The sequence below is a fragment of the Rhizobium sp. Root708 genome (genome assembly GCF_001429725.1).
GTDB lineage: Bacteria > Pseudomonadota > Alphaproteobacteria > Rhizobiales > Rhizobiaceae > Rhizobium.
In genome coordinates, this window is sequence record NZ_LMHV01000023.1 from 265,622 (window position 1) to 287,150 (window position 21,529).

The following is a 21,529-nucleotide window of genomic DNA, read 5'->3' on the forward strand; positions in this document are numbered from 1 at the left end:
CTTTCTGCATTCAGAGATAAGATCAGGCGACGCGGATCGGCGTGAATTTCGCCAGGATGCGATCGGCAAGCGCGATCGCCTGGGCGCGCTGCTCGGTGATCGAGCTCGATTCCCACGCAACGCCGCGCAGCGGATGCCCGATAGCGCTGAGGTTGCGGTGAACAAGCCCTTCCTCGTTGATGAGATCGCCCGCCGGCGTCGCATCGATCCCGTAGCCGGTGCTGTGAGGACGAACCTCGCCGCTGGCGAGCAAGTTCTTCACGAAGGGGTCGGCAATACGGCGCCAGTCATGCAGCTGATGCCCACGGCAATCGATCACACCGTCGAAGGACACAGTCTCGATATCAGCCCCTGTCTTCAGCCTGGCGGTGATATCGCCATCCTCGGCGGCAAATCCGAGGATGCGGGCGCGGCCATGCGTCAGCCGGCCTTCCTCGATGACACGCTCGACTATCTGGTGGCTCTCCGGCGCCGAGCGATGCGCGGTCACGTCCCAGAAGGCCCTGAGATGCCGCGTGAACCGCAGCCGCTCGCGATCGCTGGCGCCCTGCCACAGCGAGAGAATATGCGGCCGGATCGCCAGAGGCAGACCTTGCCAGTCCGCGCCATCAGCCGCAATCGCCCGCCGCTCCGCCTTGACGCGTTTTAGCAGCTCGCGCGCGGTTGCCGGTAACGGCCCATCGGCCAGGAAGTCGCGCGCCGTCTCGACGGTCCTGCGCCCTTCCACGAACTGGCCACGGCGCGATACCACGCGGTATCGCCCGCGAAAGCCCCTCGCCTCCATGCTGGCGATCGCATCGACCATCGACAGGCTGGAACCGATCAGCAGAATTTCATTGCAGTCGACCAGCCGGTCGAGCGCGCGTGCGTCCCAAGGATTGGCCGCGAAACGCGGATGGCCGGCAAGCTGGGATTCCGTTGCCGGCAGCCGGGGCTGGAAGGCGCCGAGAGCCAGCACCGCCTCGTCGGCCTCGACGACGGTACTGTCGGCGATCGTGATCCGGATCCGGTTCGGCGCCGCCACGAGTGCCGATACAGCTGACCTTACATGCCGCAGCGTCGAGCCGCGCCGCGCATTTGCCGCGGCGCGGGCGAGTTCGTCGCGCACATAGGTTCCGTAGAGATAGCGCGGCGGACTGCTTGAGCTCACCTCTGTCGGCGGCGTCCAGCCATTGGCCGGGCCGTTCTCGACCAGCCAGCGTGAGAGATGATCAGGGTCTTCGGGATGGAGAGAGAAGATCTCAGCTGGTCCGTTGACGAGGTGGACGGGCTCCATCGTGCTGTAGGCAATACCGCGACCAAGCTCTTCCCGGCGCTCGATGATCGTGATGGCCAGCGGCACGTCGGTTCGGTCGAGCAGCTTGAGCGCGGTCACCGCGCCGGCGAAGCCGCCCCCGACGATGGCAACGGAGTGATGCGGAATACGATCGATACGCAATGAGCCTCCTTTCCCATCGCGGTAGATGGGGCAAATCTCTCGGGTCCGCAGCGATGTGCGGCGTTGGTTGATCAGTCAGGGATTCCGGATGGACCCGGCCGCCGCCTTAGAAGACCTTGCCTTCCTCGAGATGCGTCGTGGTTCCGTTGATGTAGAAATCGCCGATCACACGCGCCTTGTGCAGCAGCGGGTTGTGATTGAGCACTGTGCGGATGTTGCGCCAATGCCGGTCGAGATTGAGCTGGCGCGACGTCGCGGAGCCGCCACCTAGTTCGAAGACATTCGTGGCGGCAGCCAGCGCGATCTGCGACGCGACGATCTGCGTGTGTGCCGTCGCCAGCGCGCTCTCGATCAGTGCGACTTCGAGCTTCCCCGGATCGCCTGCACCGAAAAGCTCTGCCGTTTTGTCCAGCGCACGGGCGCTTTCGCGGATCAGCGTATCGACGGCAAAGGAGCCCGCGGCGATCTCACCCAAAATCTTCTGGACGAAGGGATCGGCATTGGCGGTCTCGGCGGCGCTGTGGGCGGCGGAGCGTGCCTGCCGTCGGACATAATCGGTGCCTTCGGCCAGCGCGCCACGCACCGTGCCCGCCATCGAGGCCGCGAGGTGGAGCTGCCGCAGGGTCGAGGTGTGTCGGCCGACCAACGTGTTGAGCCCACGCGTGGAAATCTCATGCGGCAGCACCTCGACGTTCTCAAGCAGCACGCCGCCGCTTGCCGTCAACCGCTGGCCCATGCCGTCCCAGTCATCGAGGATCGAGATGCCGGGGCGGTCGACTGGGAGCAGGACACTGACGAACGCGCCGTCGTCGTTCTTGGCGCTGAAGGAGGCGACGTCTGAGAAAGCCGTACCCGTCGCGTACCATTTGCGGCCGTTGAGGCGGTAGTGGTCACCCGATTTCGTCAGCCGCGTCGTCACCTCGCCCGGGCGCTTGGTGCCCTGCTCGGTGTGCGCACCGCCGAAAAGCTTGCCCGACAGAACCCGGCCGAGCTGCGTGCGGTCAATCGCCGTGTTGGGTGTGAGAATGAGGGTTTCGGTGAAATTAAAATGGCTGCGCAGCGCATGCGCGACATTCGAATCCGCCGCGCCGATCGCCATGATCATCTCGATGTAATCGGCAACCGAACCGCCGGGGCCGCCGAGCGCGATGGGAATGCGCAACGCGCCGAGCCCCGCTTCCTTGAACTGGCGGAAAGCCTCGAAGGGAAGTTCCCGCTCTAGATCACGCTTGGCCGCATCCTTCGCGATCTCCGCCGCAAGCGTCGGGATCTTCGCCAGCAGCGTCGATAGCTCGCCGCCCTCTTGCGTGGGCGTTGGGGACAGTGATGCGGGAGCGGTGTTCGGCATGCGGGACCCTTCTCGGCCGGGGAAATAGGTTGCAGGAACCCGCCTGAGCGGCGGGTTCCTGTCTTGTCATCAAGAGGCCATGATCAGGCGACGGCGCGCGCCAGCGGCACGACGTTGTCGGCGCCAGCTGCCGCGCTCCGCGGCACGCGGCCTTCGACCGGATGGCTCGGGTCGTTGAAGCCTGCGGTGGAGGGATGGCCGGTCGTGACCAGCCGGTCGACCAGCGCCTCGTCCTCGGCGTCGAGCTTGACGTCGAGCGCGCGGATATAGCTGTCCCAATGTTCTTCCGTGCGCGGGCCTGTGATCGCGGCCGAGATCAGCTTGTTGTTCAGCACCCAGGCGAGCGCGAACTCGGTCGGAGAAATCCCCTTGCGGGCGGCGTGCGCGGCGATCTCGCTGGCGATGGCGATCGATTCAGGACGCCATTCGGTCTCGAGGATGCGCTTGTCGCCGCGGCCGGCGCGGGTGTCGGCGGCGGGCTCCTTGCCCGGCTCGTACTTGCCCGTCAGCACGCCACGGGCTAGCGGCGAGTAGGAGACGACGCCGAGGCCATAGTGATGGGCGGCCGGCAACTGCTCGGCTTCGGCGGTGCGGTTAACGATGTTGTAGAGCGGCTGGCTCGCCACCGGACGGTCGATCCCGAGTTCATCGGCCAGCTGCGCGATCTCGGCGATGCGCCAGCCGCGGAAGTTGGAGACGCCGAAATAGCGCAGCTTGCCGGCGCGGATAAGGTCGGCGATGGCGCGCACCGGCTCTTCCAGCGGCGCGTCGAAGACGGCACGGTGGAAATAGAGGATGTCGATATAGTCGGTGTTGAGGCGGCGCAGCGAATTCTCCACGGTCTCTATCACCCACTTGCGCGATTGGCCGCCGAGGTTCGGCCCCTCCTTGTGGGAGTTGACGAACTTTGTCGCCAGCACCCAATGATCGCGATGCGCCTTGATGCCCTTGCCGACAACCTCTTCCGACTTGCCGTCGTGATAGACGTCGGCCGTATCGATGAAGTTGATCCCCTGCTCGCGCGCCTTGTCGATGATGCGGAATGCTACATCGTCGGGCGTCGGCCCGCCGAACATCATGGTTCCCAAGCTGAGCGGTGACACCTTGAGCGCGCTGCGCCCGAGATAGCGATAATCGACCATTGTATTCTCCTTCTTACTGGGCGTGATGGCAGGCGGCGGCGTGGCCGTTGCCGAACTGGCGGAACACCGGGTCTTCTGCCCGGCAGATATCGGTGGCGAGCGGACAGCGCGTATGGAAACGGCAGCCGGAGGGCGGATTGTGCGGGCTCGGCAGATCGCCTGATATCGGCGCCGCCTGCTTGCGCCGCGACGGATCGGGTACCGCCGCAAGCAGCGCCTGCGTGTAGGGGTGCTTGGCGCCCGTCCACAGCTCGCTCGTCGGCGCGCTCTCGACGATGCGACCGAGATACATGACGAGCACGCGGTCGGCGAAATAGCGCACGACCGAGAGATCGTGCGAAATGAAGAGATAGGAGAGCGACAGCTCCGTCTTCATCTCGACCAGCAAGTTCAGGATCTGCGCCTGGATAGACAGGTCGAGCGCCGAAACCGGCTCGTCGCAGATGACCAGTTCCGGCTGCAGGATCAGGGCGCGTGCGATCCCGATCCGCTGGCGCTGGCCGCCGGAGAACTCGTGCGGAAAGCGATCGAGCGAATCCGCAGGCAGGCCGACATGGGTCACCATCTGCGCCGCGATCGCCTCGCGCTGCTTGCGCTCGCCGATGCCGTGGACCGCGAGCGGCGCCGTTAGAATCGTGCGGATCGTCTGTCTCGGGTTGAGCGAGGCGAAGGGATCCTGGAAGATCATCTGGATGCTGCGCCGGACCAACTGCAGTTCGCGTCCCGCCATGACGGTGACGTCCTTGCCCTTGAAAGTGACATTTCCGGAAGACGGATCGACGAGCCGCACCAGCGACTTGCCGAGTGTCGACTTGCCGCAACCGGATTCGCCGACCAGCGCCACCGTCTCACCTTCGGCGATCTCGAGCGAGACGCCGTCAACGGCGCGCACGGTGCCGCCGGCTCCGGCGTAATGGGTTGAGAGGCGATCAACCGACAGAAGCGACATGCGTCTTCTCCGCAATGGCTGGAACATAGGGGCACGCCACCTGCCGGCCGGCCGACAAAGAGATCAGCTGCGGCACCACGGAAGCGCAGGAGGGTCGCGCGACCGTGCAGCGCGGACGAAACGAACAGCCCTTCTCGCCCGCCGCCGAAACGATCGAGCCCGGAATTTCCGAGAGCGGCCCGTCGCGGTAGTGGTAATCGGCCTTCAGGCGTGGCGATGCCGACAGGAGGCCGTTGGTGTAGGGGTGATACGGCTTCTCGAACACCTCACCCGGAAGCCCCTCCTCGATCTTGCGCCCGGCATACATGACGACGACGCGGTCCGCCCATTGCGCGACGATGCCGAGATCGTGGGTGATTAGGATCACCGCCATGTTCAGCTGCACGCGAAGATTATCGAGCAATTGCAGCACCTGCGCCTGGATCGTCACGTCGAGCGCCGTCGTCGCTTCGTCGGCGATCAAAAGCTTCGGATTGCAGGCGACCGCGATTGCGATCATCACGCGCTGGCGCATGCCGCCGGAAAGCTGGTGCGGATAGTCGTCGATGCGGCGGCGCGCCTCGGGAATGCTGACGAGATCGAGAAGTGCTATGGCGCGCTCCCGCGCCTGGCGCCGGCTCAGGTCCTCATGGATGCGCAGCACCTCGATGATCTGGTCGCCGATCGTCAGCACCGGATTGAGCGAGGTCATCGGCTCCTGGAAAATCATGGCGATGTCGCGGCCGCGGATGCGGCGCAGGTCTCGTTCCGGGAGGCCGACAAGGTCGCGCCCGTCGAAACGGATCTGACCGCCTGCCTTAGCGTGCCGCGGCAGCAGCCCCATCAGGCCGAGCGCCGTCAGCGACTTGCCGGAGCCGGATTCCCCGACGATCGCGAGCATCTCGCCCGGATTGGCCGAGAAACTCACACCCTTCACAGGTTCGGCCGACCCGAAACCCACAGAGAAATCGGAAACCTCCAGCAGCTTGGCCATCAGCGTTCCTCCGAGAAGCGAGGATTGAGCGCATCGTTCAGCCCATCGCCGATCAGGTTGAGCGAAAGCACGGTGAAGACGATCGCCAGCCCCGGCAGCGCCGTCAGGTACCAGGCAGTGCGGATGACATCGCGGCCGGCGCCGATCATCGAACCCCAGGAAACGCGGTTGGGATCGCCAAGCCCCATGAAGGAGAGTGCCGATTCCATGAGGATCGCGCTTGCCACCATCACCGACGACGTTACGATCAGCGGCGGCAGCGCATTGGGAAGGATCTCGCGGAAGATGATGCGGGTATGACCGAAGCCGAGGCTGCGAGCGGCCTGCACGTAATCCTTCTCGCGGATCGCCCGGAATTCGGCACGCGTCAGGCGCGCCACCGTCGGCCAGGAGACGATCGCGATGGCGATGGTCACGGTTGCCGTCGTCGGCTGGGCGATAGCGACGAGAACGACAAGCAGAACGAAGCTCGGAATGGTCTGGAAGATCTCGATGAACTTGACCAGTACGGTGTCGATCCAGCCACCGAAATAGCCGGCAACGGCTCCGACCGCGATCCCGACCGTCAGCCCCAGCGCGGTGGCCGCGAGCCCGACGGTAAGCGATATCCGCGCGCCATGAACGATACCGGCAAGCACGTTGCGGCCCATGGAATCCGTGCCGAGCGGATAGGCCGGATTCTGCCCGGGCCACAGGAAGGGTCGCGCCACCATTTCGAGCGGATCGTCGGGAAAGAGAAGCGGCGCGAACAGGGCCGACAGAGCGACAAGCAGCAGAATGCCCGTGCCGAAAAGCGCGTTGTAGTTGCCGAGGAAGATCTTCAGCTCGCGGCGCATGCCGCGCCAGGCCGTGCCCGAGACGGAAGCGCGAACATCAGGTGCATGGATATGCGTCCACCGCGGCTGCTTCGGCGCTTCCGGAACCGGCTGGTTGGCCTCTGCCTTTGCCTGCGGCGAGAAGTCGATTGCCCGTCCGGCCAGTGTTCCAAGTTTCTGACTGTTCATCGGCTTGCTCCAATTCGGGGATCGATCCACGCCTGCAGAAGATCGACGGCCGCGTTGGCGACGATCACGAGGAAGGATGAAAGCAGAAGGATGCCAAGCAGCACGCTGAAATCGCGCGCCATGACGGCTTCGAAGGCAAGGCGCCCGAGCCCCGGCCAGCTATAGACGGTCTCGACCACGACCGCGCCACCCAGCATGCCGCCAAAGTGCATGCCGGCCATGGTCGTAATCGGGATGAGAGCGTTGCGAAGCACGTGCCGCGTCGTCAGCACGAAGGGCGAAACGCCCTTGGCGCGAGCCGTACGCACGAAATCCTGCGACTTGACTTCAAGCATGGAGGCGCGGGTAAGCCGGGCGTAGATCGCCAGATAGAAGAGCGCAAGCGAGGTCGCCGGCAGGATCATGTAGCGCACCCTGTCCAGCAGTTCCCGGTAGCCCGTCAACCGCGAACCGATCGTGCTGTCGCCGCCACTCGGCAGCCAGCCAAGCTTGACAGAGAAGAGAAGGATCAGCATCAGGCCGATCCAGAATCCGGGGATCGAATAGAACAGCAGCGAGACGACGGAGATGATCCGGTCAGGCAGGCGCCCGGAGAAGGCTGCCATCAGCGACCCCAGCAACAAACCGACCGCAATCGCGATGGCGAGCGCCGTCAGCATGAGAAGAAGCGTGCCCGGCAAACGCTGACCGATCAGATCGGCAACCGGCATGCCGTAGCGCGGTGAGAAGCCGAGACTGAAATGCGCAAGGTTGTTGAGGTAGTTACCGAGCTGAACCAGGATCGGATTGTCGAGCCCGAACCGCTCTCGCAGTGCAGCCATCGTCTCGACCGTCGCTGACCCCGATTCCGCCGCCATCACATCGGCCGCATCACCGGGCGCCAGCTTCAAAAAGAAGAAATTCAGGATGACGATCCCGAGCATCGTAGGCACGGCCTGAATGATCGTCCTGCTGATCGTTCGACCGATCCGCCTGTAAGCCGACATGTGCCCCACCTCGCGATCTGAAAAGATTTCACCTCGTCTTGTCGCTCAGTAGTTGACTAATTCTGTTGATTTTGTCAAATCCATATTGGTAAATAATTCCAATGAAACCGCAATAATGCGAACTCTTAGAAACACCGTACCGCATATAATTCTTATTGAGCATTTTGTACCACTTCGTTGAAGCGACGAGGCAAAAAACTCTAAAGCACGAACGATCTGCGGAATGGCACTGAAACGGGCCAAGATGGCCCCGAGCTCATGAGGGTTGAACACGATGTCACTATTCCCTGCACCCACACGCCGCAACTTTCTCCTGGCCTCGGTCGCACTCGGCGTCACCGCAACAGCACGGCTTCCGGCCTTTGCGGCGGTGGCCACGCGCGGCGGCACCGCAACGCTCCTTCTGGCTGCGGAGCCGCCCGTCCTGACGACGATCGCCCATACGGCCTATAATGCGGTCTATGTCTCGCCGAAGACGACGGAAGGGCTTCTCACCTATGACTTCGAGCTCAATCCGAAACCGCTACTGGCCAAGGAGTGGACAGTCAGCCCTGATGGCCTGACCTATACGTTCAAGCTGCGCGAGGGTGTGAAGTGGCATGACGGCCAGCCTTTCACCTCCGCCGACGTCGCCTTCTCGATCAAGACGCTGAAGGAAGTGCACCCGCGCGGACGCAATACTTTCCTCAATCTCATCGATATCGAAACGCCCGACGCGCAGACCGCCATCCTCAAACTGTCAAAGCCTGCGCCCTATCTGATCACGGCTCTTGCCGCATCGGAAACGCCGATCGTGCCGAAACACGTCTACGAGGGAACCAAGGTCGCCGAGAACCCGGCCAACCTGGCGCCGATCGGGACCGGTCCGTTCAAGTTCAAGGAATGGGTGCGCGGCAGCCATCTCGTCTATGAGCGCAACCCCGACTACTGGGACCAGCCCCGCCCCTATCTCGATCAGCTTATCATCCGCTTCATTTCGGATGCCGCCGCTCGCTCGATCGCTATCGAGACCGGTGAAATCGATCTGGCCCCTTCGACGCCCGTGCCTCTCAGCGACCTCGAAAGGCTGCAGAGCGCTGAAGGGCTGGCTTTCGAGACCAATGGCTATCAGTACCAGAACGGCGTCAGCCGCATCGAGTTCAACCTTGAGCGACCCTTCTTCAAGGACGTGCGCGTGCGTCGCGCATTCGCTCACGTGATCGATCGCAACGTCATCCTCAACACCATCAACTACGGCTATGGCGCCGCGATCCCCGGCCCGATCAACCCCAACCTTGCAAAATGGTTCGTGCCGGACCTGAAGACATATCCGATCGATCTCGCCGCGGCTGAGAAGCTCCTCGACGAGGCAGGCTACCCGCGCGGCGCCGATGGCATACGCGCCAGCATCAATCTCGACTACGTGCCGAGTGGCGAAACCTATCCGCGCGGCTCCGAGTATATCCGCCAGGCCTTGGCAAAGGTCGGCATCAACGCCAAGGTCCGCAGCCAGGATTTCGCGACCTACACGAGGCGTATCTACACCGATCGCGACTTCGACTTCGCCTTCGAGGGCATGAGCAACCTCTTCGACCCGACAGTCGGTGTCCAGCGCCTCTACTGGAGCAAGAACTTCAAGCCGGGCGTCCCCTTCTCGAACGGTGCGGCCTACAGCAATCCCAAGGTTGATGAACTGCTCGAGGCAGCAGCCATCGAGGTCGATCCGAAAAAGCGCGTCGAGCAGTGGCGCGAGATCCAGCAGATCCTCGTCGAGGACGTCCCGGCGATCGACATCGTCAGCCAACCGGAACTGACGATCTACAACAAGCGGATTTCCGATCACACGGTGGGTGGCGAAGGCATCGCAGGCAGCCTCGCCTTCGCTTACGTCGCAGCATCCTGATCGTTCAGCAAACGGGAGCCTATCCATGTCCATTCAACACCCACCCGGATCGATCGTCGGCCTGCCGAAATTCGCCGCTCCGACCGATTTTCCCGAAAGCCCGCTGTCGCAGGCACTCAGGCAGCCTGTCCTCCTCGGTCTCTTCCTGCCAATTCAGGCCGGCGGCTGGACGCAATCGACACTCGAGCGGTCGACCGACTGGCGCTTCGACTACAACAAGGCCCTGACACTCAGGGCCGAGGAACTCGGCTTCGATCTGGTCTTCGCGCTGTCGCAATGGCTGCCGAAGGGCGGCTATGGCGGCGTCTTCGATGGCCATGCGCTCGACAGCTTCGTCTCGACGGCAGCACTTGCCGGCCTCACCAAGAAGATCATGCTGATTTCGACGATGCATGTGCTTTACGGGCCCTGGCATCCGCTGCATCTGGCGAAATTCGGCGCAACGCTCGACCACATCACCGGCGGGCGCTGGGGCATCAACGTGGTCACCGGTCACCGGGCGGTCGAGCACGAAATGTTCGGCTGGCCGCGCATCGAGCACGACAAGCGTTATGAACTCGCGGCCGAATTCCTCGAAGTCGTCCAGCGCCTCTGGAGCGACAGCGAGAACTTCTCCTTCGAAGGCGAAAGCAGCTGGAAGCTCGGCGGCGGCTTCGTAACGCCGAAGCCGAATTTCGGCCGCCCGATCCTCGTCAACGCCACGGGTTCGGATGCCGGCATCGCCTTTGCAGGACGCTACTCGGATATCGTCTTCATCACCAGCCCGACAGGCGCCGACATCGACAGCGCGCTGCAATCGCTGCCGGCGCACACGAAACGCGTCAAGGACGCAGCGATCGGCGTCGGGCGCACCGTGCGCACACTGCTGAACCCGATGGTGATCTGCCGGCCGACGGAGAAAGAGGCCTGGGAGCTCGCCGACCGCATCGTCGCCCATGCCGACCAGCGTTCGCCGCAAGGCTTCCAGTCGCTGAACTCGGACGCGCAGGCATGGAAGGGACGTGATCCGCAGGATCCCTACCGCGCGATCGGTGGCAACATTCGCGTCATCGGCTCGCCCGAACAGGTGGTCGATCAGTTCGTCAAGCTGAAGGAGGCCGGCGTCGATGGCCTGCAGCTCAGCTTCTTCGACTTCCGCGACGATCTTGAATTCTTCGGCACCGACGTCCTGCCGCTGATGAAACAAGCCGGCCTGCGACACTAGGAGAAACGCCATGACAAGTAATGCCATTTCCGAAATCTGGTACACGCGCTGCCCGGTGCCGACACCCGTCGGCCTTGCGGCACAGCTCGGTTATCTCGAGGAGAACTTCCGCAAGGACGGCGTGACGCTGAAGTCGATCATCGATTCTCCCGACCGCAACATCCGCCAAAGTCACTTCAACCACACGCTCGACTGGTCGTTTCGCCATGGCGGCAATGTACCGCCGATCCGGGCCCGTTCCGAGGGCCGCAAGACGCGGCTGATCGGCATAACTTGGACCGACGAGTTCCAGGCGATCATCACGCTGCCGGAAACCGGCATCAAGACCACCAGGGATCTGAAGGGCCGTCGCTTCGGCATCGCTCGCAGGCCCGAGGGCATCGTCGACTTCATGCGCGCCACGGCTCTCAAGGGCCTTATTTCCGCCCTCTCGCTCGAAGGCCTGGTGCTTGATGACGTCGAGATCGTCGATGTCGCGCTTTCGGACTCCGTGCTGTCGACGCAGGAAGGTCCATCGCTCTTCGGGTTGAAGCGTCGGCAGGCCTATGGCGAGGAAGTCGCGGCGCTCATTCGCGGCGACGTTGACGCCATCTATGTGAAGGGCACGGCGGGCATCAATGTCGCCAACCTCATCGGCGCGATTCAGGTGGCGGAGTTCGGCTTCCACCCCGATCCGAAAATCCGCATCAACTCCGGCTCGCCGCGGGTGCTGACGGTGGACGAGCTTTTGGCCGACGAGCGGCCGGATCTCGTCGCGCGCCTGCTGGACTCGATCTTCAGGGCGAGCGCCTGGGCCGAGGCGCATCCCGATGAGACGAGACGCTTCGTCGCACGCGAGGCCGGCGCCACGGAAGAACAGGTTCTCGCCGCCAATGGCCCCGACATCCACAAGCACCTCGGGCTTGGCCTGCAGCCCGAACTGGTGGACGCGATCGGCCACTACAAGGACTTCCTGCGCGATTTCGGCTTCCTCGCCGCGGATTTCGACATCGCCGACTGGGTCGACCGCCGCCACATCGACGCCTTCGACCGCCGCGCCGTGGCCTGATCGGGAGAGAGACCATCATGCTTCAGGAAAAGATCGATCCGGTCGACAAGGCCAGGCGTCTCGCCGTCGACTTCGCCGAACGCGCCGCGCACTATGACGCGACGGGAGACTTCCCGTTTGAGAACTTCACGCGTCTCTTCGAGGCTGGGCTGCTTGGGCTGGTGACCGCGCCCGAGCATGGCGGCCACGGCGGCGGGCTCGCCGAGGCGCAAGCCGTGATCAGCGAGATCGCGCGCGGGGAACCGTCGACCGCGCTCGTGCTCGCCATGCATTATAACAGCCACTACAGCCTGCGCCGCTTCGCCAAGTGGCCGGCCCATCTGGCAGAACGCGTGCTCTCCGCCAACCGGCTCGGCCCGGCCCTGATCAACGCCGCCCAGGCAGAGCCGCGCATCGGCTCTCCAGCCCACGGTGCGCTGCCCGAGACCATCGCCCGCCGCGACGGCGACACTTGGCGCATCACCGGCCACAAAAGCTACGTGACCGGCATCGCCGTTCTCAAATGGGTGGCGCTGCTGGCGCTGACCGACGAGCCGGAACCGCGCCTGGCTTCCTTCCTCGTTCCGACCGACAGCCCCGGCCTGCGCATCGAAAAGGCCTGGAACGCCGCCGGCATGCATGCGACGGCCAGCGACGACATCATCCTCGACGACGTCGTCATTCCACTCGAAGACATCATCGAAGCCCAGCCGGCCTCCGAGCCGCTGCGCCGCGAGGAACACGCAACCGCCTTTTTCTTCTCGCTGATCGGCGCGGTCTACCACGGCGTTGCGCTTTCCGCGCGCGATCGGGTGCTCGCCTTCGCCGCCCACCACACGCCGGCAAGCCTCGGCGCGCCGCTCTCGACCGTTCCCCGTATTCAGGACGGCCTGGGAGAAATCGAGGTGCGGCTGGCGACCAATGCCCGATTGCTGCGCTCGCTCGGCGAGGACGTCGATGCCGGCAAGGTCGTCGGACTTGATGGCATGCATGTCCGCCACGTCGTCATCGACAACGCGGTCGCCATCACCAGCCTCGCCCTCGAGCTTGCCGGAAATCCCGGCCTCAATCGCGACTTCCAGCTGGAACGCCACCATCGCGACGCCATCACGGCGCGCTCCCACGCGCCGCAAAGCCACATGATCCGTACGATCGCCGCCCGCAACGCGCTCAGCCGCCTCGCATCACGATAGCGGGATGATGACCTCGGGTTTCATGGTTTGATTTCACAAGCGCAGGCCGACATGAGCAAAGACAGCGAGTTCCTCTGGTATATTCCGAACGACACGAGACCGGGCCATCGTGGCGATACGGTCTTCGACAATCACAATAGCCTCGCCACGCTGACGGAACAGGCCCGCGCACTCGAAGAGCATGGCTGGAAAGGCGCGCTCATCGGAACAGGCTGGGGCAGACCGGACACCTTCACCGTCGCCGCAGCACTTACAGCAAGCACGACGACGTTTGAGCCGCTGATCGCGATCCGCCCCGGCTACTGGCGGCCCGCGAATTTCGCCTCGGCTGCCGCGACGCTCGACCATCTCACCGGCGGCAGGGTTCGCGTCAACATCGTCTCCGGCCTCGACAATCTCGCCGCCTATGGCGACAGCGAGGGAGGCCAGGCACAGCGCTACGCCCGCACCAGGGAGTTCATGCGGCTGATCCGCAGGCTCTGGACGGAGGAGAATGTCAGCTATGAGGGCGAGCACTTCGGTGTCGCGGAATCAACCGTCGTGCCGCGCATCAAGGCGCACGGAGCCCGTCGCCATCCGAAGCTCTATTTCGGCGGCGCCTCCGAGGCAGCGGAAAAGGTCGCAGCCAGCGAGGCGGACGTGCAGTTATTCTGGGGCGAGCCGCTCGACGGTGTCCGCGAGCGCATCGAGCGCCTGAAGGCGCTGAGCCGCGAGCTTGACCGGGATCTGCCGCCGCTCGAATTCGGGCTGCGGATCACCACGCTGGTGCGCGACACGACCGAGCAGGCCTGGGCCGACGCTGAGGCGAAGGTGGCGGACATGGCCAAGGGCAACGGCGCCGGCTGGAGCGATCACCGCAGGGCGGTCGCCGTTGGCCAACAGCGACTGTTCGACCTGCATCGGACGGGCGACGTTCTCGACGACAACCTCTACACCGCTCCCGGTAAATTTGGCGGCGGCGGCGCCGGCACGACCTGGCTGGTCGGCTCGGCCAAAGATGTCGCGAGGTCGCTGCGCAAATACCAGGACCTAGGCATCACCCATTTCGTGCTCTCGGATACGCCTTATCTCTCGGAGATCAAACGTCAAGGAACCGACTTGCTGCCGCTCTTGCGTGACTGAGGTGTGAGTGGCGAGATGTTGAGGGTGTATCAGGAGTGTCTCCGCAGCAAGCTAATGCACGAGGCCTCCTCACCCACCCTGCGCTCTCAGCACGTGGCGTTTTCTTTCCTTCGCAGACAGCCGGCTATCTGCGCATAAAGTATCGGGTGCCGCGGAAGATGTTACCGGTCGCTGCAAAACCCGAGACTGATGTTGCTTGCGCAGTCATCACTCGTCCTGAGATTGAATGTGCACGCCGGCGCGTTTGATGACGTGACTCCCCTCCACCTATATGCGATATTACTAATATGCGCTATCTAAGGGGGAATGGAGATGCGAAAGCTATATCTTGCCGCCATGGGGGCATCAGCATTTTTTCTCGGATATTATGGCTCGGCAAGTGCTGAAGACTGCTCAGCCAGTCTCACTGCGGAGTTGTTGAATCCTGACAGCGCAAGCCGCGATTCGGAGTTGGGACAGGGAATCGCCTGCCTGGCTCAGCCCATTAGCGTCGAAAAGGCCGGCGTCAACCAACCGACGGCGGACGATATGGCAGCAGCAAGGAAGATCATTGTTCTTGCTGGAAAAATCATTGGAAACGGTTCTCCCGTGGTCTCCGGGAAGGGTCTCAAGGTGATTACGCCTGGAGCGCCGACGGTTGCTTCGGTTTCTGGTTCTTCCTCGGGCTCCGGGGGCGCGTCACGCCAGAAAAGTGCTGACCTCGACCAGACTATGCCTCTGGCCATGATGATCAAATGCCGGACGTCCGCCTTGCTGGGCGAGAAGCCTCCTGCATGCCAGTCTACTCATTGGAACAAGAATGAGGTGATCATGGCGAGCAAGCTCATCGGCAACGGCTGATCTGCGAAGGCACGCCATTCTATCCATGCAATGGCGGCCTAGCCCTTGACCGCACCAGCCGTCATCGAGCCGGAGATTTGCCGGTACATCAGCAGCCCAAGCAGGGCGGGAGGTAGCGCGCCGAGCACCATCACCGCCGATGCGACGCCCCACTGTACACCACCACCGCTGGCAGCGAAGAAAAAGGATGCGCCGACGGTCATGGGCACTGCCTTGTTGGTGGTCAGCATCAGGCCGAACAGGAATTCGTTCCATGCGGTGATGAAACCGAAGATGAATGCTGTGATCAGCGCCGGGCGGATGACGGGCGTGATGACGCGAACCATCGCCTGGAAGGACGATGCACCGTCAATCCGCGCCGCCTCGTCCAGTTCGAGCGGTACGTCATTGATGGCGTTGACCAGCATGACGAGGGCAAGCGGGATATTGACGATCGTCAGGATTAGGCCAAGGCCGACCTGCGTGTCGAGCAGTCCGAGCCATTGATACATCATGTAAAGCGGGATCGCGAAGATGATGAGCGGCACGGCCCGCAGGTTGATGACCAGCGGCAACATCACCCGCCGACCGACATCGCTTCTTGCGATGGCATAGGCTGCCGGCAGGCACAGCAGGATGGCAAGCCCGGTGCCTAGCACAGCCGCAATCGTGCTGTTCAACAGGTAGGAATAGATATTGAAACGGTCCGTCTGGGTCAGCACGCGCGCATAGTTGGCAAGCGTCGGCTGGTTGATCCACAGGCCGGCATTGCTGGACAGTTCCCGTGCGCTCTTGAACGAGGTGACGAGCGTCACGATGATCGGAAAGTTCATCGCAAGCGCGGCGATCGCAAAGACGATCCAACGAAGTGCGTTGATCATGCTGCCCTCCTCCTGCGACCGGCCAACCAATTCAACCCGTAGAGCACCGCAAGCGAGGCGATGAACAGCACGACCGAGGCCGCAACCGCCTTGCCGATCAACCCCTCCTTGAAGAAGGCCTGGTAGATGTAGATGGACAGCGACGTCGTCGAGCCGCCAGCGCCGCTTCCAGTCAGCGCATAGACGTTGTCGAACACACGGAAGCCGTCGATGAAGCGGATGAAGAAGGCGATGACAAGCGTCGGCGTCATCAGCGGGAGGTCTATAAACCACAGGATGCGCCAGGCCGAGGCGCCATCGAGCGAGGCCGCCTCACGGACATCGAGGGGAATTGCCGAATAGGCGACATAGAAGAGCAGGAAGGCGAACGGTGTCCACTGCAGCGTTTCAACGACAAGGAGTGTCTTGAAGGCGTTGTTGACGTCGAGGAAGGCCGGGCTGTCGCCGAACCAGAGGAAAAGATAATAGGGAACGGGGCCGGCGAACTCGTGCAACACGAGCCGATACATCAGGCCGATCATCGCCGGCGCAACCATCAGCGGCAGCATCAGCGGCGCCATCAGGACCGAGCGCTTCGCAAGCAGCGGCGCCAGGAAGATCGCCAGGAATAAGCCGATCCCGCATTCCGCGATCGCCGTAATCAAGCCGAACGTGAACGAGAAGGACGTTGCCTTCCAGAAGGAGCGATCCTGCAATACGGCGAGATAGTTGCCGAGGCCGGTGATCGTCGGGCTGCGCAGGTTTTGGAAACCGACGGTCGAGATCGAATAGATCAGGTTGACGAGGGCAGGAAAGCCCAGGAAGAGCAGCAGGAAGCCGATGAGCGGCACCAGATAAGCCCTGCCTTCTGCACGTGATACGATAGCCATTTCGGTCCGCCGGATGGAGGGATGCCGGGCTTGGCCCGGCATCCGGATCGAGGTTACTTCTTAAGGAGATCCTGCATACCGGTCTTGGTATGAGCAAGGGCGTCCTCAAGGCTCTGCTGACCCGACCAGTAGCCGGTGAACTCCTTGGCCTGCAACTCGTACACCGAGAGCGCATTGGCCGACGTTGCGCCGTTCATGACGTAGCCGTACTTGCTCGCGAATTCGCCAAGCTTGACGAGATCGGGGCGTTCCGACGCGATCTTCGCCACGATATCGGGCATCAGGGCCGGCGAACCGCCGCCGCGCGCGTAGGTCAGGGCCGCATCTTCAGTTGCCAGCCATTTCAGGAACTTGATGGCCCCTTCCTTGTTCTTGGCATTCTTGTTGAGGCCGAGGCCAAGGCCGTGGATGTGGTCAGCACGACCGTTCGAACCGGCCGGCGGTGCGACGATGCCCGTTACATCAGCCACGGCCGGCGACTTGTCGGCGCTGGTGAGGTCGGCGGCTGCGGCATTCCACTGCAGAGCCGTTGCAGCCTGGCCGGCGGCGAAGGCGGCATTGGTTTCAGGATATTCGTAGCTCAGCGAATCCTTTGGCGAGGCACCGGCATCGTAGAGGGTCTTGTAGAGCTGCAAGCCGGTTTTGTAGGCGTCCGAATCGACGGTGATGTTGCCGCTGTCGTCCATCCAGTTTGCGCCATAGGAGCGCGGCAGCGACTGGAACACCATCATGTTGAACAGCAGGTTCTTCATCTGCAGCACGGTTCCGTAGCGAACCGGGCTATCCGGATTGGCCTGCTTGGAGAAGTAGAGCGCGGTAGCTGCCCAGTCGTCCCAGGTCCAGCTGTCGGGATCCTTCGGCTGCAGATCCTTGCCGAGCACCTTCTTGGCAAGCTCGGAATAGGTCTTCTTCGCCGCATCGTCCTTCAGCAGCGCGTCGATGAGGTCCTTGCGATAATACATGAAGTGCAGCGACAGATCCGTCGGCACGCCATACTGCTTGCCGTCGAACTGCATGGTCTTCAGGACGGAATCGCCGAAGACCTTCGCGGCGTCGGGTCCAAGGTCCACGGGCTCCATGTATGGCGCGTAGCGGCCGATGGTGTAGGTGGCGACGAGATTGATGTCGAACGCGTCCGATCCGGCCGCCATATCAGCCTGGAGCTTGTCGTAGAAACCGTCGCGGTTGAAGAACAGCAACTCGACCTTGTCGGCGTCGGACGCGGACTTGTTGTAGGCTTCGACTGTGGTGCGAAGAGCGGTCTCTTCCGATCCTCCCGGCCAGCCGAGCACGGTGACCGTTGCATTGGCGAGGCCCGGCAGAGCCGCGCTCGAAAGAAGCACGGCGAGAGCCGGAGCGATTATCTTTTGCAGTTTCATCAGTGTTCCCTTTCTTTGTTTGGTTGCTTTGTCTGATGGTTTTTTAGCGGTGCTGCCGCGCAAGGTCGGCAGCACCGATGATGCCCGCGCGGCTGCCGAGTTCGGCCGCAACGAGGTTGGGAGTAATCCTGGCGTTGAGGCCGCCGATTTCCCCACGCACGAGGTCGAGATAGCCGGGCGCGAGGCCGATGCCGCCGCCGATGACGATGCGTTGGGGATCGAGCATCAGCTTGATGTCGCGGCAAAGCAGTGCGACTTGCGCTGCCGACCGTTCAACGATGGCCTTTGCCCATGCCGACCCGACCGCCGCTTCGGCAAAGACGGTCACCGCGTCGACAGCATGGCCGGCATCTCTTGCCTGCTTTGCAATCCAGAGCCCCGAAGTGATGTCCTCAAGGGGCGCAGCGCCATGCGAGGCGCTTCTGGTCAGGCCGAAATGGCCGGCGAGACCGGAGGCGAGCTTGCCGTTGGTGACGACACCGCCGCCGATCCCGGTCGAGATCGTCAGGAAGACGATGTCCTCCCTGCGGCCAGCGCCGAACCGGTATTCGCCCCAGGCTGCCGCTTGGGCGTCGTTGACGGCGAAGGCCGGTGCGCCAAGGCGCGCGGTTGCGCGCTCGATCAGCGGATAATTATCTGGAATGCCAAGCGTCGCCGGATTGAGCGCCGACCAGCAGCCATTTTCGACGAAACCAGTGACGGCAATGCCGGCGCGAGCGAACCGGTCGCTCCACCCGTTGATCTCCGCGGCGATGGCATCCAGCCAGGCATCGGGCCCTTCCTCGCGCTGCGTTCGCACAATGCGTTCGTCGACGACCTTGTCACCTTGGACCAGCGCCACCATCGTCTTCGTGCCGCCGATATCGATGGCGAGTACGGGCTTGTCGGCGTCCTGACGCTGCGAGAAGGCCGCACTGACGGCCTCATGAAACCACGTCGTCGCGTGTTCGGTGCGTGTAATTGCCGAGCCGACGACGACGGCGAAGGCGCCGGCGGACGCCGCTTCGGCTGCCTGCTCCGGCGTGCGGATGCGGCCTTCGGCGATCACATGGGGCGTCAGCGTCCGCATTGCCGCAATCAGCGCAATATCCGGCTCTACAGGTTCCAGCCCACCGACATAACCGGAGAGCGTGGTTCCGACGAAATCGACCCCCTCCGCCAGCGCCCGCTTGGCATCCTCGAACGAGGAGCAGTCGGCCATCGTCAGCTTGCCCTTGGCCTTTGCCGCGGCGACAAGAGCGCTGAAGGCTGCCGGGCGGACCCGATCAGTGGCGTCGACGGCGATGATATCAGCGCCGGCATCGGCAAGGTCTTCGACATCGGCGATGAAGGGCGTTATCCGAACCGGGCTGTCATCGAGATCGCGCTTGACGATCCCGATGATCGGAACAGCCACATGCGAGCGGGCCGCCTTCACGTAAGCGACGGATTCGATCCGCACCGCGGCAGCACCTGCTGCCGCGGCGGCGTTGGCGAAGCCGATGACGAACGCGGCATCATCCATCGGACCATCGGGAACCGGCTGGCAGGAAACGATGAGGGCATTCTTCAGGTCGTCGTGCGTCACGGGATGCTCCATTTCGGGCATCACGATAATTGGAAAATACCAGATGGCAACCAGTTTATGACTGGTATTACCTGCGGAGTTCGAAGACGAAATCGAAGACGTCACCCTTGTACCTGGTCTCGCACAATTCGACGATCTGCCCATCCCCCAGGAAGCAGCGGCGTTCCGTCACGAGAAGCGGCGCTCCAGCTTCGCAGTGAAGATGGGTCGCATCATCGGCCGATGCCGGTCGCGAACGCATGCGCTGAACCGCCCGCTCGGGCAGGAAGCCACGGGCCTGCAGCGCCTCGTAAAGCGATTGGTCGATCAGGTGCGGTGACGGCAGAAACCGGACCGGAACCACCGAGGTCTCCACCGCAATCGGAAGCGAATTGGCGGTCCGGATACGCTTGATCCTGACGACATTTGCATCTCCGGCGATCCCGAGCGCCATCATTTCAGTCGATGACGCACGGGTAATCTGCCTCGATATCCAAATACACCCAGGCAGTTGGCCGCGGGCACGGATATCCTCGGAGAAGCTGGTCAGGGTCGCCAAGGACTTTTCGACCCGCGATCCGATCTCAGTCTTGAAGCCGTGCCGGCGGCTGAGCAACCCTTCTTCCTCCAGCAAGGACAGCGCCTTGCGGACGGTGACGCGCGACAGCGAAAGCGACGTGGCAATCACCCGCTCACCCGGCAACACACTGCCCGACTGAAACGTTTGTGTCTGGATCGCTTTCTCAATGGCGAGCTTCAAGCGTTTGTAGAGGGGGATATTCCCCGGGATCTGATCAAGTGATTTCTCGATCGCATCGATCACCTGGTTCTGGGCCATAAAATTCGCCAATGTCCGCTAAAAAAATCCGTTGGACATATACTGGTATTATCGGCCGGTGACAATTGCACTTCATGGAGCTGGCCATCGAGAAGGCGTGACGCTCTTTCAGTCGGGGGAAGGTCCGACGGATGCACGGCTCTGCTGAGGTTTCAAGCCGCAGAAAGAGCGCTACGGCCGAGGAGTTTGTTTGCGAAGTTGCGCGCCAGATCATTGAAGGCCTCCGTACCGAGGCAGGCCGTTAGGTCCTGCGAGACGGCCGCGCATGGAAACTCAAGTCCGTTTAGGTAGGCGCTGGAATGGCTCGGGCGCATTGGATCGGATAGCGGCTTCCCAGCGAGAACCATGATCCGGGATCACGTCTTACACCCGCCTCCCGCGTCTTGGCACAGGCGTCTGCCTGAACGCCTCACAGCTCAGTCCGAGACCTCATTCGGGTGCGCCTGCGGCAGCATACCGCGGTAGATACCGGGAACCGACCCTTCGATCGGGATGGCGCCAACGCTTCGGCGATAGAACTCCATCGGGCCCGCTCCGCCGATCACGCCATACGGGTATCCCTGCGCATACATGTCCAGCAGCGTTTCCAGCAGCAGGGCGTGGCCGACGCCCTTCCCCCGCGCCGCCTCATCGACGCCGGTCGGGCCGAAGAAGCCCTTCGCGGTTGCGTCATGGCAGGCGAAGCCGATCAGCCGCTCATCCTCGATCGCAATGAAGCAAGTCGTCGGCTGGCGCATTGTCGCGGCCGTCGCCTCGGCCACCCACCCCGCTCCGAAACGCGGTTCAATCCACGATGCCAGCACCGGCAGTTCCGGCGGCAGCACGCGCCTGATCACGACGCTCTGGCTTGCCATGCGGCTATCCAGTGCCGCGTCACGTTTCAGCTCGTAGAGCTTGACCAGCATGTCCATGGTTTTTTCCTTTCCATC

The 21,529-nt window shown here is 62.9% G+C and carries 19 protein-coding genes; 6 read left to right on the forward strand and 13 right to left on the reverse strand.

The annotated features are described in order from the left end of the window. Nucleotides 1-22 precede the first annotated feature (22 nt). From ASE04_RS15670 to ASE04_RS15700, 7 genes are all read right to left on the reverse strand, one after another. Nucleotides 23-1,438 carry an FAD/NAD(P)-binding protein gene (locus ASE04_RS15670; RefSeq protein ID WP_056818800.1) on the reverse strand — a complete coding sequence of 472 codons (1,416 nt, stop codon included), beginning with the start codon at nucleotides 1,436-1,438 and terminating at the stop codon, nucleotides 23-25. A gap of 106 nt (nucleotides 1,439-1,544) precedes the next feature. Continuing rightward, the gene (locus ASE04_RS15675) at nucleotides 1,545-2,786 is read right to left on the reverse strand and encodes an acyl-CoA dehydrogenase family protein (protein ID WP_056818802.1); all 1,242 of its coding nucleotides are present in this window, start codon (nucleotides 2,784-2,786) and stop codon (nucleotides 1,545-1,547) included. 83 nt (nucleotides 2,787-2,869) lie between these two features. Next, nucleotides 2,870-3,928 (reverse strand): aldo/keto reductase, encoded by a 1,059-nt coding sequence (locus tag ASE04_RS15680; RefSeq protein WP_056818804.1) that lies wholly within the window; start codon nucleotides 3,926-3,928, stop codon nucleotides 2,870-2,872. Between the two features lie 13 nt (nucleotides 3,929-3,941). Then, entirely contained in the window at nucleotides 3,942-4,877 is a 936-nt protein-coding gene (locus tag ASE04_RS15685) for an ABC transporter ATP-binding protein (protein WP_056818806.1), read from the reverse strand. Next, nucleotides 4,858-5,850, reverse strand: coding sequence for an ABC transporter ATP-binding protein (locus tag ASE04_RS15690; RefSeq protein ID WP_056818808.1), 993 nt, complete (start codon nucleotides 5,848-5,850; stop codon nucleotides 4,858-4,860). The genes ASE04_RS15685 and ASE04_RS15690 overlap by 20 nt, the downstream gene beginning before the upstream one ends. Next, a complete protein-coding gene (locus ASE04_RS15695; protein WP_056818811.1) occupies nucleotides 5,850-6,854 on the reverse strand; it encodes an ABC transporter permease in 1,005 nt (334 codons plus the stop codon). Before ASE04_RS15695 ends, ASE04_RS15690 begins: the two co-directional genes overlap by 1 nt. After that, nucleotides 6,851-7,840: an ABC transporter permease gene (locus ASE04_RS15700; protein ID WP_056818813.1), complete on the reverse strand. Its 990-nt coding sequence runs from the start codon at nucleotides 7,838-7,840 to the stop codon at nucleotides 6,851-6,853. The genes ASE04_RS15695 and ASE04_RS15700 overlap by 4 nt, the downstream gene beginning before the upstream one ends. A 274-nt stretch (nucleotides 7,841-8,114) precedes the next feature. Here ASE04_RS15700 and ASE04_RS15705 point away from each other — a divergent pair, with 274 nt between their 5' ends. From ASE04_RS15705 to ASE04_RS15730, 6 genes are all read left to right on the forward strand, one after another. Further along, nucleotides 8,115-9,722 carry an ABC transporter substrate-binding protein gene (locus ASE04_RS15705; RefSeq protein WP_056818815.1) on the forward strand — a complete coding sequence of 536 codons (1,608 nt, stop codon included), beginning with the start codon at nucleotides 8,115-8,117 and terminating at the stop codon, nucleotides 9,720-9,722. A gap of 25 nt (nucleotides 9,723-9,747) precedes the next feature. Beyond that, complete coding sequence (locus ASE04_RS15710; protein WP_056818817.1) at nucleotides 9,748-10,926, forward strand: LLM class flavin-dependent oxidoreductase; 1,179 nt, start codon at nucleotides 9,748-9,750, stop codon at nucleotides 10,924-10,926. A 10-nt stretch (nucleotides 10,927-10,936) separates the two neighbouring features. Continuing rightward, nucleotides 10,937-11,974, forward strand: coding sequence for an ABC transporter substrate-binding protein (locus ASE04_RS15715; RefSeq protein ID WP_056818819.1), 1,038 nt, complete (start codon nucleotides 10,937-10,939; stop codon nucleotides 11,972-11,974). Nucleotides 11,975-11,991: 17 nt separating this feature from the next. After that, on the forward strand, nucleotides 11,992-13,146 hold the full coding sequence (locus tag ASE04_RS15720) for an acyl-CoA dehydrogenase family protein (protein ID WP_056818820.1): 1,155 nt from the start codon (nucleotides 11,992-11,994) through the stop codon (nucleotides 13,144-13,146). Nucleotides 13,147-13,197: 51 nt separating this feature from the next. Continuing rightward, entirely contained in the window at nucleotides 13,198-14,268 is a 1,071-nt protein-coding gene (locus ASE04_RS15725; RefSeq protein ID WP_056818822.1) for an LLM class flavin-dependent oxidoreductase, read from the forward strand. Between the two features lie 312 nt (nucleotides 14,269-14,580). Beyond that, a complete protein-coding gene (locus ASE04_RS15730) occupies nucleotides 14,581-15,108 on the forward strand; it encodes a hypothetical protein (protein ID WP_156408807.1) in 528 nt (175 codons plus the stop codon). Nucleotides 15,109-15,146: 38 nt separating this feature from the next. On the opposite strand, the gene ASE04_RS15735 is transcribed toward ASE04_RS15730, so the two are convergent. The 6 genes from ASE04_RS15735 to ASE04_RS15765 form a co-directional block, all read right to left on the reverse strand. Beyond that, a complete protein-coding gene (locus ASE04_RS15735; RefSeq protein WP_056818826.1) occupies nucleotides 15,147-15,968 on the reverse strand; it encodes a carbohydrate ABC transporter permease in 822 nt (273 codons plus the stop codon). Continuing rightward, nucleotides 15,965-16,837: a carbohydrate ABC transporter permease gene (locus ASE04_RS15740; RefSeq protein ID WP_056818833.1), complete on the reverse strand. Its 873-nt coding sequence runs from the start codon at nucleotides 16,835-16,837 to the stop codon at nucleotides 15,965-15,967. The genes ASE04_RS15735 and ASE04_RS15740 overlap by 4 nt, the downstream gene beginning before the upstream one ends. Nucleotides 16,838-16,890: 53 nt before the next feature. Continuing rightward, nucleotides 16,891-18,216: an ABC transporter substrate-binding protein gene (locus ASE04_RS15745; RefSeq protein ID WP_056818836.1), complete on the reverse strand. Its 1,326-nt coding sequence runs from the start codon at nucleotides 18,214-18,216 to the stop codon at nucleotides 16,891-16,893. 43 nt (nucleotides 18,217-18,259) lie between these two features. Beyond that, the gene (locus ASE04_RS15750) at nucleotides 18,260-19,783 is read right to left on the reverse strand and encodes a putative N-acetylmannosamine-6-phosphate 2-epimerase (RefSeq protein ID WP_443216871.1); all 1,524 of its coding nucleotides are present in this window, start codon (nucleotides 19,781-19,783) and stop codon (nucleotides 18,260-18,262) included. A 67-nt stretch (nucleotides 19,784-19,850) separates the two neighbouring features. Continuing rightward, nucleotides 19,851-20,600: a GntR family transcriptional regulator gene (locus tag ASE04_RS15755; protein ID WP_056818840.1), complete on the reverse strand. Its 750-nt coding sequence runs from the start codon at nucleotides 20,598-20,600 to the stop codon at nucleotides 19,851-19,853. 416 nt (nucleotides 20,601-21,016) lie between these two features. Continuing rightward, on the reverse strand, nucleotides 21,017-21,511 hold the full coding sequence (locus ASE04_RS15765; RefSeq protein WP_056818843.1) for a GNAT family N-acetyltransferase: 495 nt from the start codon (nucleotides 21,509-21,511) through the stop codon (nucleotides 21,017-21,019). Between the last annotated feature and the right edge of the window lie 18 nt (nucleotides 21,512-21,529).